Here is a 12,779-nt window from a genome sequence, read left to right as displayed (position 1 = left end):
AGCACAGGCTGGCCTCCTCTTAGAGGCTGTTATGAAAGTCGTGATGGCGGTCTGCAAATGGCGTTTTTCTGCGCTCCGGTGCTCACGTACCTAATGTACGCTCCGCTCCGGTGCTCGAAAATCACCATTTCGACTCGCCTTGACGGCTTTCAAAACAGCCTCTTATACTCTCCTAGAGCATAATTGGCTTATACTTTATTTGAGCATAAATCAAGAGCGCGCGACGGGCAGCCGGGTTCCCATCACGGTGCGCTCCATGTGGATGGCAGGGCGGAAGCGGAAAAGCTTGGCAGGGCGACCGCCCGTATCCGCCGCCATTTCGCCGGTTTCCTCGACTAGTTCCTGCTGCTCGATCAGGCGCCGGAAATTCTGCTTGTGCACCGGCCGGCCGGAGAGCGCCTCGACGGCGCGCTGCAACTGCAGCAGCGTGAAGACGGGCGGCATCAGTTCGAACACCACCGGGCGGTATTTGATCTTCGTGCGCAGCCGGGCAATGGCGGTCGCCAGGATGCGGCGATGATCGGCGAACATTGACCGGCCGGGCACATCCGCGCTTTCAGACCCCGGCTTCCCGCGATGCGCCTCGGCCACCAACCCCGCCTCAAAGAGCAGTTCATAGCGCTGCAAGGCGAGCTCCTCGTTCCACGCGTGGCCATCGAAACCGAAGACGCTGGCGGCGCGCAGCCAAGTTTCGCTTTTCGCCTCGCCTGCCCACTTGCGCAGGCGCGGCTCGATCACCTCGAATAAAAGCGCCGGCGCGCCGAGCCGGTGATCTTCCCAGGGGAAGTAATCATACCAGCCGGTCCAGCTCGACGGCCCGGAAGCCTGCGGCTCCTTGGCACGTGTCAGGCCCAGATAGCTGATGGAGATGGCGCGGTCGCTCCCCTCCCCGCCTATGCGGTCGCTGTCGGCGAAAGTATAGAGCTGCTCGATATAGCCCAGCGGATGACCGGTCTGCCGCTCGACCCAGGCACGCAGACCCGACTGCAGCGAGCGGTGCCCGAGTTCAAAAGGGCCGGACGGCAGCACTTCGCCTCCCCCGATGGCGAGTACCGACGGAGCGCCATCGACAACGGCGGTCAGAACGGCGATCAAATCCACCTGAACGTCGTGGTCCTTGCCGGTCTTGAGGAGATCGCGCATCGGCCTTGTTTACCTAGCTTTCGTTTGTTCTTCTTCGCTGATACCAAGAACTATGGCATATGCCATCATCGAAAGGGATGGAGGAACAATGTCTTGAGCGTTGCGGGAACGACAGGAGCCTTGATGCCGCCGGAAGTCCTGGCGCGTAAAGGCGGCACGCCGCTGGTCTGCCTGACCGCTTATACGACCCCGATAGCCAAGGTTGTCGACCCGCATTGCGAAATCGTCCTCGTCGGCGACAGTGTCGGCATGGTGCTGCATGGCCTGCCATCGACGCTGGGCGTCACACTCGACATGATGATCATGCATGGCAAAGCCGTGCGGCGCGGCATCGAGCGCTCGCTTCTGGTGGTCGATATGCCGTTCGGTTCCTACGAGGCAACCCCGGAACAGGCATTCGGCAACGCGGCGCGAGTGATGGCGGAGACGGGTGCGGCGGCGGTCAAGCTGGAGGGCGGCGCAGCCATGGCCGAGACCATCCGCTTCCTGACCGGGCGCGGCATCCCCGTCATGGCGCATGTCGGCCTGACACCGCAGGCGGTCAACAGCTTCGGCGGCTACCGGGTGCAGGGGCGCGGCGCGGCTGGCGAGCAGGTCGAGCGCGATGCGGCGGCGGTGGCGGAGGCCGGCGCCTTCTCCGTCGTCCTGGAAAAGGTGCCGGAAGCGCTGGCCCGGCGGATCACAAGGGAGATCGCCATCCCCACCATCGGCATCGGCGCCTCGCCTGCCTGCGACGGGCAAATCCTGGTGATCGACGACATGCTCGGCCAGTTCAGCGACTTTCAGCCGAAATTCGTCAAGCGCTATGCAGAACTGGGCACGGAAGCCGAACACGCCATCGCCGCTTATGCGGACGATGTGCGGGCGCGCCGTTTTCCCGCCGCTGAGCATGTGTTCGCCGACGCGCCGCAAGACGCCGGCAAGAGGGGCGCCAGCAAGGGGGCCAGCCGATGAGCCTGCCGGTCATGCGCACGGTTTCGGAGTTGCGGGCAACGACCGCGGCCTGGCGCCGGGAGGGAGCTTCGATCGGCATCGTGCCGACCATGGGGGCGCTGCACGAGGGGCATCTGAGTCTGGTGCGCGCCGCGCTTGCGCGTACCGACCGGGTGATCGTGACGCTTTTCGTCAATCCCAAGCAGTTCAACAGCGCCGCCGATCTGGCCGCCTACCCGCGGACCGAGATGGACGACGCCGCAAAGCTCGCCCCGCTTGGCGCGCATGTGCTTTACGCTCCGTATGGCGAGGAGATCTACGGGCCGGGTTTCGCCACGACCGTATCGGTGGGCGGCGTCAGCGAGGGGCTGTGCGGAGCGCATCGGCCCGGCCATTTCGACGGGGTGGCGACGGTGGTAACCAAGCTCTTCCTGCAGGGCGGGGCCGATTTCGCGTTTTTCGGCGAGAAGGATTTCCAGCAGCTCCACGTGGTTCGCCGGCTGGCGCGCGATCTCGACATCCCGATAGAAATCGTCGGCTGCCCGACGGTGCGCGAGTCCGACGGATTGGCGCTTTCCTCGCGCAATGCGCGCCTTTCGGCGGCCGAGCGGCGCATTGCGCCGAAGCTGGCGGAAACGCTGTTCGACACCGCCGCCCGTCTGGCCGAAGGCGCTCCCCTGGCCGCAACGCTTGGCACCGCGCGCGTGGCACTCGAAGCGGGCGGTTTCGACCGCGTCGAGTATCTGGAACTGCGCGACGAGGCGACATTGGCACCCGTCGGGCAGGCCGAAAGGCCGGCCCGGCTGCTCGTCGCCGCATGGCTCGGCGAGACGCGGCTGATCGACAATGTGAAGGTGACGCCGGTGGGCCTTGCCTAAGCTTCTCCGCGGAGTGCGGGAAGGCCGACACCGGTGCTCTCGAAGCCGCCGTCGGAAGCGATGATCTGGCCCGTCACGTAGCTCGCCTTTTCCGAACACAGGAAGATGATGACCTCCGCAATCTCGTCTTCGGAACCGTAACGGTTCAGCGGGATCGCATCGTGATAGGCGGCGATGATCTCCGGGGTATGGACGGCCATGGCGAGCTTGGTCCTGACGGGGCCGGGGCACACGCAGTTGGCCCTTACCCCATATTCCCCCAGTTCGGCGGCCTGCTGCCTGGTGAGCTGGATCACCGCAGCCTTGGATGTGCCGTAGGCGACCCGCAGGGTGGAAGCGCGCAAGCCGGAAATCGAGGCGATGTTGACGATGGAGCCGCTCGACGCCTTCAAGGCCGGCATGGCCGCCTGGGACACAAGAAACACGCCGTCAAGATTGGTTTCCATCACGCGGCGCCAGCGGGTGAAATCCGTTTCGCCGATGGGACCGAAGTCGGCGACGCCGGCATTGTTGACCAACGCATCGATGCCGCCGCACTTCTGCTCGGCCTCCCGGATCGCGGCCTCGACCGCGTCCGGTTGAGACACGTCGCAGACGATAGGCAGAACGTTTTCCAGACCGGCGGCGGCCTCCTCGAGCGCGGGAACGTCGCGGTCGATCATCGCGACCTGCCAGCCGTCGCGCAGAAACAGTTTCGTCGTGGCAAGGCCTATCCCGCGCGCGGCGCCGGTGACAATCGCAGTCTTTCGCGTCATGCTTCCAATCCTCTTCAGAGCGCGGCGTTTCCCATCAATATTCCCATGCCGCCATCGACCCGAAGGTCGACACCGGTGATGAAGCCGGCGGCGTCCGACGCGAGAAAAAGCGCGGCTTCGGCGACATCCCAGCCGGTCCCCTGCCGCTTCATCGGCACCTGCGCGGCGCGGGTCGCGCGCACTTCGGCGGGATCAGGAGAGCTTGCCACATGGGCCTCAACATGCGGGGTGTCGATCATGCCCGGAACCACGGTGTTCGAGCGCACGCCGCGCGCGGCATATTCGGCCGCCACGCTGCGCGACAGGCGGGCGAGCGCGGCTTTGGAAGCCTCGTAGCCCACATACGGGTAAGGTCCGTTCAGATGCGCGGCCAGCGTGGTGATATAGACAATCGCCCCGCCCCCGTCGCGCTGTAGAACCGGGAGGGCGGCCTGCGTCACGTGGAAGGCCGCATCCACATTGATCGAAAAGACCCGCTGCCAATCCTCGAACCTCGTGGTTTCCACGCCGCCCCTGGTGCTGATCCCTATATTGAAATGCAGGATATCCAGCCCGCCGAAGGCATCTTCGGCCGCACGGATGGCAGCGCACGCAGCCGCCGGATCGGTCATGTCGCCGACAAAGGTCACGGCGTCATGACCCTCCTGGCGGATCAGGTCGGCCGTCGCCTGCACCGCCGCGGCATCCCGGTCAACGGCGAGGACACGCGCTCCTTCGCGGGCATAGAGCACCGCCGCGCATTTGCCATTGCCCCATCCGGGCCCGACCGAGCCGGCGCCGATGACGGCGACCCGTTTGCCCTCGACGCGCCCGGTCATTGCATCACCTTGTCGGGCAGCCATAGCGCGATTTCCGGAAAGGCGATCACCAGGCCGAGCAGCAGGAGCTGCAACAGCACGAAGGGCGCGACGCCCCGATAGATGTCGCGCATGGGCAACATGTTTCCCGCTGCACCCTTGAGATAGAACAGGGCGAAGCCGAAGGGCGGTGTCAGGAAGCTCGTCTGCAGGTTCAACGACACGAGGATCGCGAACCAGTAGATCATCTGCGTCTTGGCGACATGGTCGCCGAGATCCATCAATTCGACGATCGGCGCGAAAATCGGCAGCATGATCAGGGTGATCTCGATCCAGTCGAAGAAGAAGCCCATCACGAAGATCATGCCCATGATGGCGAAGAGCAGGCCCCAATCGCCGAACGGCAGCGACCGCGCGGTCTCGACGATGAAATGCTCGCCCCCCACCTTGCGGAAGATATAGGCGAAGGCGGTCGCGCCCACGAAGATGAAGAACAGCATGCCGAGCGAGCGGATCGAGCCGTCCATCGACGACTGGAGAACGGGACGGTTGAGCCGGCCGCGCAGGATACCGAGGAGAAGGGCGGCGGCCACGCCGACGCCCGATGCCTCGGTCGGCGTTGCGATGCCGCCGAGGATCGAACCGAGGACGGCTACGATCATCACCAGCGGCGCCAGGACCGACTTCAGGGTTTCGAGCCATAGGCCCTTGCTTTCCCCGGCCGTCAGGGGCGGCGCGGCGGGCGCGATGGCCGGCTGAAGGAACGACCGCACGACGATATAGGCCACGTAGCAGGCGGAGAGCAGCAATCCCGGCAGCAGCGCCGCCACGAAAAGGCGCCCCAGGGAGACGGACAGGAGATCGCCCATGAAGACGAGCATCACCGATGGCGGGATCAGGATACCAAGAGTTCCGGCGGAGGCGACGGTTCCCGCAGACAGGCCCTTGTCATAGCCGCGCTCAAGCATGGTGGGGATGGCCAGCATCGTCAGCATCACGACGGAAGCGCCGATGATGCCGGTGGCCGCCGCCAGGATCGTGCCCATCAGCACAACCGCAAGGGCAAGTCCGCCCGGAACGACCCGCATGAGCCTTTGCAGCGTCAGAAGCAGATCCTCGGCTATCCGGGTCTTTTCCATGATGAGCCCCATGAAAATGAACATGGGGGCGGCGACCAGGACCGCGTTGTCGATGGTGCCGGAGAATATGCGGTTGGGCAGGAGGGTCGCATGGATCGGGCGCATGTCGCCGGTCCAAAGGGCGATCAGGCCGAAGACGAGACTGACGCCCATCAGCATGATGGCGACCGGCGCCCCGGAAAACAACGCGACGATCAGCGACAGGAACATGGCACCGGGCAGCACAGAGGAAACGAGCTCGGCCATTGCTCAGAGACCTTTTGGAAATCGGATGATGCCGGGCTGCAAATGGCGTTTTCCTGCGCTCCGGTGCTCTCGTACCTCCACGTACGCTCCGCTCCGGTGCTCGAAAAATGCCATTTTCGCCTCGGCCTGATCCATTTTCATAAGGTCTCTCAACGCTCCCAGGGATCGCGGAGGATGTCGGGACGGCGCAGCGCGACGATCACGCGCAGGAGCACCGAGAGCCCTCCCATGATCGTCAGGGCGGCGCCAATGGGGATCGCCGACTTGATGATCCAGCGATTGGGCAGCCCCACTCCGCCGGGACTGCCTTCGGCCCGTTCGAAGGCCCGCAAGGTGAAGTCGGTTCCAAACCAGACAAGCAAGACCATGAAGGGGATCAGGAAGAGGGCAATCGCGACGATCTCGATCCTGAACCGCGTCGACGGGGCCATGCTGCCCGAAAAAAGGTCGATGCGGACATGCGCGTTCTCGATATAGGCCCAGCCGAAACAGAGAACCGCAATGGCCCCATGCAGATGCCATTCCAGCTCTTGCAGCTTGAACGATCCGGTGGAGAAAAAGCGACGGCCAATCACATCGTAGAGAATGACCGCCATCAGCACCAGGAGCAGCCAACCGCAGCCGCGCGCCACCAGGCGGCACGGCGCGGCAAGTAAATCGGACATTCGAAGCAGGCTGTTCATCATCACACTGACTGGTCGGGCAGCAAGTGCCCGACCGTCAAACTCACTTCAGATAGCCGATGTCCGACCAGGTCTTGAAGTTCTTGCGGAACTCCGAAAGGCTTTCCCAAGCGCGCTTGAAGTTCGGATCGGCGGCCGACTGCTCGACCACGACTTCGTCCCAGGCCGTGCGGAATGCCTGCATCATCTCGTCGTTCCATGTGTGGACAGTCACGCCCGCCGCCTTCAAATCCTCGAGCGGCTGGATCTGGCTTGCCTCGCCTTCCGCCGCGGTCAGCGCGACATTGGCCGCGCATGCGGTCTGGATCACCACGCGCTGCTGATCCGTCAGGCCGTCCCATACATCCTGATTGGCGATGAATGTGATGAGCGAGGTCTGCTGATGCCAGCCTGGGAAATAATAGTGGGAGGCATATTCGTTCATGCCCACGGCCTTGTCGATCAGGGGGAAGGACACCTCCGCCGCATCGATCGTGCCGAGGCGCAGGCCCGTCATCGTGTCCGCCACCGGCATCGACTGGGCTTCGACGCCAAGCTTGGCCATGACCGTTGCGCCAAGACCGAAGATGCGCATCTTGACGCCCTGGAGATCTTCCGGGGTGTTGATTTCCTTGGCGAACCAGCCCGAGGCCTCAGGCACCAGAATGGCGCAAAGCTCGGTGTGGATATTGTATTCGGCCGTGATGTCGGCCCATATCTCCTTGCCGCCTCCATAATACCACCAGGCCGTATATTCCCGCACATCCGGACCGAAGGGAACAGCGGTAAAGATGGCCGCCGAAGGAATGATGCCTTGCGCGAAGCCGGGGCTGTACCAGCCGGCATCCACGGCGCCGGTGGAGATCGCATCCCACATCTCGTTTCCGCCGACGATGGCGCCGGGCTCGTTGAACTCGATCTCGAGCTCGCCGCCAGTCAGGATCTTGACCTGCTCGGCAAGGTGGACGCCGCTTTCACCAAGCAGCGGCAGGGACGAGGGATATACGCTCTGCATAACAAGCGTTTCCGCCTGAGCTGCGCAGGTGAAAGCCATTGCGGCCGTGAAGGCAGCGCCAATTCTTTTCATCATGATTCCTCCCAATCGTTTTACGCTCGTAACGGGCGCTCTCCTCAGCCCGAGCAGATTATCCATATGATGGATAGAAACACCTAACAGCGTAGCGACGAATCAGGTGAAATGTAAGAGAAAACTTGAAATTCGTTGCGCATAGGCGAAATATCACGCAACACTCGGGAAACTAGGAGCGAGAAACTATCCATAATATGGATAATCCTGTACAACATCTCGATGCTGAAGCCGGGGGCGCGCAAAGCGTCGACCGGGCGCTAAGCCTATTGTCGATGATTGCCCGCACCGGCGGAAGCAGGGTTTCAATCAGCACCCTCGTCGAGCAAAGCCGGCTCAGCCGCCCGACCGTGCGCCGGTTGCTGCTGGCGCTCATGCGCTCCGGCCTCGTCGAGCAGGACGATGTGACACGAAGCTATGCGCTGGGTCCCGAAAGCTACGTCATCGGCCTCATGGCCAGCCGGCGGTTCAACCTGCTGGACGTTGCGATGGACAGCCTGTTGACCCTGTCGGCGGAAAGCGGCGACACCAGCTTCCTTTCGGTGCGCCGGGGCACCCATTCCGTCTGCCTGCATCGCGAGGACGGCTCCTATCCCATCCGCACCCACGCATTGCAGGCCGGCCAAAGGCATCCGCTGGGTGTCGGCGCGGGGGGGATGGCGATACTGGCAGACCTGCCGGACACTGAGGCCGAGGACGTCATTTCGGACAATGCAACGGGGCTGGCCCGCGATTATCCGAACTATTCTCCTGACCTTTTGCGGCAGCACATAAGGGACACGCGCGAGCGGGGCTGGGCGCTCAATCCCGGCCTTTATCTGGCCAATTCATGGGCCGTGGGGGTCGCCGTGCACGCGCCCGATGGCCAGGTGCTGGGAGCCCTTTCGATCGCCGCGCTCGATACAAGAATGCAACCGGACCGCCAATCCGACCTGGCCGCGCTGCTGAAACGCGAGGCGCGCATCATCGAAAAACGCCTCAGCCGCAAGACTTTAAGCACGGAGAGAAGATGGCCGCACAATCGTTGACCGTTACGGCATGGATCCTCGGGTCGGGGCCCGAGGATGACGAATCGTATGGTGGGATAGCGCTAGTCGCCGATCTTGGTGATTTGCAACGGGGCCTCAACCTTCGCCATCAATTCAGGCGAAATCCGTCGATGCATTTCGTAGAGCGCGAGGAACCCAGTTCGTCATCCCGGAAGCCCGAAGGGCTATCCGGGGCCTATTGGAAGAACAACGTAGAGCGCGGCCCGGTCCTCATCCCGGCGCATATCAGCGCCAGCGGTCCCCTCTACGGAACCCGGCCGCGCCAACCCAATAGGTCCCGGCTCTCCCTGCGGTCGGCCGGGATGACGAGGTGGGGCGCTCGCACCGCCGAAGCAGGGATCACCTCGAAAAACAGAGTTGATGACGAGGGTGGGGGCTTCGCCGGGCATGGATCCATTCTGGAGTGCGTAAGATGAGCCCGACTTCAAACCGCGACACCGCCCTTCCCTGGTCGACCCGCTGCTCGAACATTGCGCATTTCCTGACCCGCAATGCGCGTCGCCTTGGCGACCGGCCGGCAATCGTCTGGGGCGGACGAACGTGGACGTGGAAGGAACTGGACGACCGGGTCTCGGCGCTTGCCGCCGCCATGCGCGACCGTTTCGGAGTGCGCCATGGCGACCGGGTGCTGGTGCAATCGCCCAACAACAACCAGATGATGGAGATCATGCTTGCCTGCTTCCGGCTGGGCGCGGTCTGGGTGCCCTCCAACTTCCGGCAGGGCGCGGACGAGGTCGCCTTTCTCGGGCAGAAGGCCGATGTCTCTCTGATGTTCTGCGAGGCGGGCTTTCCCATGCATGCCGAGGCCTGCCTGAAGACCGCACCGAAGCTGTCGGAAGTCGTGTGCATCGGCGACGGCGGTTTCGGGATATCCTACGAGGGCCTGATCGCGGAATATGCCGGAACGGATATGCCGAACGCCGATGTGGATCGGGACGACCCGTGCTGGCTGTTTTTCACGTCCGGCTCGACCGGACGGCCAAAGGCGGTGGTCCTGACCCACGGTCAGTTGACCTTTACCATCGTCAACCATCTCAACGACCTGATGCCCGGCTCCGGGCCGGACGATGTCAGCCTCGTCGTTGCCCCCCTGTCCCATGGAGCGGGCATGCATCAGCTCACGCAGATCGCCGCAGGCGCTGCAAGCGTGCTGCTTCCGCCGGGCCGGTTCGATCCCGCCATCGCCTGGGAATTGGTCGCCCGCTACGGCGTGACCAACATGTTCACCGTTCCGACCATCGTGAAAATGCTGGTCGAGCATCCGTCCGTAGACGAGCACGATCATTCCAGCCTGCGATACGTGATCTATGCCGGCGCGCCGATGTATCGCGAGGACCAGAAATATGCCCTGCGCAAGCTCGGCTACGTGCTGGTGCAATATTTCGGCCTCGGCGAAGTGACCGGCGCCATCACCGTGCTGCCGCGGGACGATCACCATATCGAGGACGGACCCGATGCGCGTATCGGCACCTGCGGGTTCGAACGCACGGGCCTGCACGTGACGATCCAGGACGAGACGGGCCGGCAGCTTGACCCGATGGAGACCGGCGAGATATGCGTGGCCGGCCCAGCCGTCTGTGCCGGCTACTACGTGGACGACGAGGCGAACGCCAAGGCCTTCCGCGACGGCTGGTTCCGCACCGGCGATCTCGGTCATTTGGACAAGGAGGGCTATCTCTACATCACCGGCCGGGCCTCGGACATGTTCATCTCCGGCGGCTCCAACGTCTATCCGCGTGAGATCGAGGAACTGATGCTCACCCATCCCGCCCTGCGCGAAGTCGCGGTGCTCGGCGTGCCGGACCGCAAATGGGGCGAAGTGGGTCTGGCGGTATGCGTAACGGAACCAGGCCAGAGCGTCAGCGAAGCCGAACTTGCCGCAATGCTGCAGGGGCGCCTTGCGCGCTACAAGCTGCCGCATCGCTATGTCTTTCTCGATGAGATGCCGAAGACGGGCTACGGCAAGATCACCAAGAAGCTGGTGCGCGAGGAGCTCGAGGCGCGCGGCCTGCTGTCGGACGGGGTGGAAAACACGTGAGCCGGAACCGTCCAATCCAGCATCCGGGGCCACCGACAACACCGCGGCGTCACGTGGTTCCAGGTTTTGCGCGCAGAGTTTCGGTGGACCTGCCCCAGGGCACCGTTCTGATGGAAGCCGTCGCGGCCGCGATGGACGACCTGGGTTGCGACAGCGCCGTTCTGCGCCTGGATGGTCTGGAGATGGGGCCACACAACTATGTGATGCCCGCAGCATCGCCCGACGAGGATCATGCCGCCTGGTACAGCGCCGTTCATTCGGGAAAGGCGGCGCGCCTAGAGAATGCCACCGCGATAGTCGGGCGCAGGGAGGGCCGCTGGTTCCTGCATTGTCATGCCTTGTGGGCGGCGGATACGCCGAAAGCCGGGCACCTTTTGCCCGACCAGGTGATCATCGCCGCCCCGGCCCATGTTACGGGACTGGCATTCGACGGCGGGTTCTACGATGTGACGCCGGATGCGGAAACCAACTTTTCGTTCTTCCGCCCGCGCGCAACCGAAACCCCGGCAAGACGGAATGCGGCCATTGTCACGCTCGCGCCCCATGAGGACCTGCACACCGCCATAGCCGAACTTCGCGCCGGTTTGGGCCTTTCGGCCCCCGCGGTCATGGGAATAGGCAGCCTCATCGGCGCCCGGTTCACCGACGCGCCATCCATGCCTTCCCCCATATCGGAGGTGCTCTTGCTGAATGGTGCCGGCTTCGATGCCGACGGGCAACCAACCCTTCCCGCGCTTTGCGTCGACCCGGAGGGAAACCTGTTCGAAGGGAATATCGCACTGGGCGGGGCGCCCGTGTGCGTGACCTTCGAACTGATCCTGGCCGATCTTTGAAATTCGCGCCTGGCTATTCCGCTCCCGAGGGCCGCGACGGGCTCAATCGTCCTTATGGACGCCTGGCCGATTCCGCCGTATTGATGTGGCCGTATTGATGTGAAGGTGCGCTTGCAACTATCGTGCGAGACCTGACAATCGGGCACGGGATTGTGCAGGATGGCATGTCAGGGGGCCAATATTTCCGGACCGAGCGACTCGCCGGACAATGATGCCGCTCCGCGGCCCGCAAGGTTGCGCCCCGATCAGTTCGAGCGCCTGTTCGGCGGATGCCGTCCGGAGCACCACAGTGCGGGCAAGCACCTTTTCATGCAGGAAGATGCGTCGGATCGCATCTATGGCGTACTTTCGGGAACGATCGAGATATCGATCTATTCGCCAGGCGGGCGCAAGCTTGTCGCCAATATCGAACTCACACGCAGCCTGGTTGGAGAAATAGGCGTACTCGACGGAGGCGCTCGCACAGCCAGTGCCCTCTGCTTGACCGATTGCGTCCTGGTTTCCCTGAGCCGCGCACAGCTTTTTGAAAGGTTGGAGAAAAACGCCTCGCTTGCGCTGGCCATGATCGGACTCCTGTGCGCCCGCCTTCGCTGGGTCAGTGGCGAGAGGAACGATCAGGCCTTGCTCAAGATCGAGGCGCGGCTGGCGAAACGATTGCTGTTCCTTTCGCGGCTGATGGCCGACGGCGATGGATGGATTCCGATTTCGCAGTCCGAGTTGGCGGCGTTCCTTGGAGCAACGCGGGAGTCGGTCAACAAGATTCTGAACGAATGGCGCGGCCGCTCCCTGATCGCAACGAAACGTGGAGCGATACGCGTTTCCAATGCCAGAGGCCTGCAGGAGATCGTCGACCTGGAGGAGGTGTGACGGCCGGGAACCGGCGCACACTCCCACGGCCTCCAAGAGGTATGGGTTGACAGTGCGGGCGCGGGCCGGGTTTTTGAGGCTCCTTTTATGCCGTTGGGGAGGCCTCTATGCTCGTTCGGATCGCCAAGGATTTTCCGATTATCCATTCCGTTGTCGGATTGATCGGGAACCTGCTGTTTTTCATCGGCTCGATCCTGTTCTTCAAGGCATTCGAGCCGCTCTATACCCTTGCGGTCTGGCTGTTCGTCGTCGGGTCGCTGTTCATGCTCGTCGGGTCGGTCGGGGAGCTTGTGCGCAAGTATTTCCAGATCGAAGAGGGGAGGGTTTCGCTTTAGGACTTACCGGAAATCGG

Annotated in this window: 13 protein-coding genes; 7 read left to right on the top strand and 6 right to left on the bottom strand. The window is 63.3% G+C overall.

Annotated features, from left to right (window positions below):
• Positions 1-210: 210 nt before the first annotated feature.
• Entirely contained in the window at positions 211-1,143 is a 933-nt protein-coding gene (locus N1058_RS05850; RefSeq protein ID WP_265516567.1) for an NUDIX hydrolase, read from the bottom strand.
• A gap of 93 nt (positions 1,144-1,236) precedes the next feature.
• Between N1058_RS05850 and panB the strand changes: the two genes are divergently transcribed.
• Positions 1,237-2,097 (top strand): 3-methyl-2-oxobutanoate hydroxymethyltransferase, encoded by an 861-nt coding sequence (gene panB, locus N1058_RS05845; protein ID WP_265516566.1) that lies wholly within the window; start codon positions 1,237-1,239, stop codon positions 2,095-2,097.
• The gene (gene panC, locus N1058_RS05840) at positions 2,094-2,954 is read left to right on the top strand and encodes a pantoate--beta-alanine ligase (RefSeq protein ID WP_265516565.1); all 861 of its coding nucleotides are present in this window, start codon (positions 2,094-2,096) and stop codon (positions 2,952-2,954) included. Before panB ends, panC begins: the two co-directional genes overlap by 4 nt.
• On the opposite strand, the gene N1058_RS05835 is transcribed toward panC, so the two are convergent.
• The 5 genes from N1058_RS05835 to N1058_RS05815 all read right to left on the bottom strand — a co-directional run bounded on the left by N1058_RS05835 (position 2,951) and on the right by N1058_RS05815 (position 7,643).
• Positions 2,951-3,709 carry an SDR family NAD(P)-dependent oxidoreductase gene (locus tag N1058_RS05835; RefSeq protein ID WP_265516564.1) on the bottom strand — a complete coding sequence of 253 codons (759 nt, stop codon included), beginning with the start codon at positions 3,707-3,709 and terminating at the stop codon, positions 2,951-2,953. The genes panC and N1058_RS05835 overlap by 4 nt on opposite strands.
• A 14-nt stretch (positions 3,710-3,723) precedes the next feature.
• The gene (locus tag N1058_RS05830) at positions 3,724-4,527 is read right to left on the bottom strand and encodes an SDR family NAD(P)-dependent oxidoreductase (protein ID WP_265516563.1); all 804 of its coding nucleotides are present in this window, start codon (positions 4,525-4,527) and stop codon (positions 3,724-3,726) included.
• On the bottom strand, positions 4,524-5,891 hold the full coding sequence (locus N1058_RS05825; RefSeq protein WP_265516562.1) for a TRAP transporter large permease: 1,368 nt from the start codon (positions 5,889-5,891) through the stop codon (positions 4,524-4,526). The genes N1058_RS05830 and N1058_RS05825 overlap by 4 nt, the downstream gene beginning before the upstream one ends.
• Positions 5,892-6,040: 149 nt before the next feature.
• Positions 6,041-6,556, bottom strand: coding sequence for a TRAP transporter small permease subunit (locus tag N1058_RS05820; protein WP_265516561.1), 516 nt, complete (start codon positions 6,554-6,556; stop codon positions 6,041-6,043).
• A gap of 61 nt (positions 6,557-6,617) precedes the next feature.
• Positions 6,618-7,643, bottom strand: a complete 1,026-nt coding sequence (locus tag N1058_RS05815; protein WP_265516560.1) for a TRAP transporter substrate-binding protein — start codon at positions 7,641-7,643, stop codon at positions 6,618-6,620.
• 194 nt (positions 7,644-7,837) lie between these two features.
• Here N1058_RS05815 and N1058_RS05810 point away from each other — a divergent pair, with 194 nt between their 5' ends.
• The 5 genes from N1058_RS05810 to N1058_RS05790 all read left to right on the top strand — a co-directional run bounded on the left by N1058_RS05810 (position 7,838) and on the right by N1058_RS05790 (position 12,762).
• Positions 7,838-8,668, top strand: coding sequence for an IclR family transcriptional regulator (locus N1058_RS05810; protein WP_265516559.1), 831 nt, complete (start codon positions 7,838-7,840; stop codon positions 8,666-8,668).
• Between the two features lie 433 nt (positions 8,669-9,101).
• Positions 9,102-10,727: an acyl-CoA synthetase gene (locus tag N1058_RS05805; RefSeq protein ID WP_265516558.1), complete on the top strand. Its 1,626-nt coding sequence runs from the start codon at positions 9,102-9,104 to the stop codon at positions 10,725-10,727.
• An 83-nt stretch (positions 10,728-10,810) separates the two neighbouring features.
• Positions 10,811-11,560 carry a PPC domain-containing DNA-binding protein gene (locus N1058_RS05800; protein ID WP_265516557.1) on the top strand — a complete coding sequence of 250 codons (750 nt, stop codon included), beginning with the start codon at positions 10,811-10,813 and terminating at the stop codon, positions 11,558-11,560.
• A 159-nt stretch (positions 11,561-11,719) separates the two neighbouring features.
• Complete coding sequence (locus tag N1058_RS05795; protein ID WP_265516556.1) at positions 11,720-12,427, top strand: Crp/Fnr family transcriptional regulator; 708 nt, start codon at positions 11,720-11,722, stop codon at positions 12,425-12,427.
• A 107-nt stretch (positions 12,428-12,534) separates the two neighbouring features.
• The gene (locus tag N1058_RS05790; protein ID WP_265516555.1) at positions 12,535-12,762 is read left to right on the top strand and encodes a YrhK family protein; all 228 of its coding nucleotides are present in this window, start codon (positions 12,535-12,537) and stop codon (positions 12,760-12,762) included.
• Positions 12,763-12,779: the final 17 nt, after the last annotated feature.

Origin of the sequence: Nitratireductor luteus (assembly GCF_026162365.1) — a bacterium.
GTDB lineage: Bacteria > Pseudomonadota > Alphaproteobacteria > Rhizobiales > Rhizobiaceae > Chelativorans > Chelativorans luteus.
This window is presented reverse-complemented; position numbering and strand designations above follow the sequence as displayed.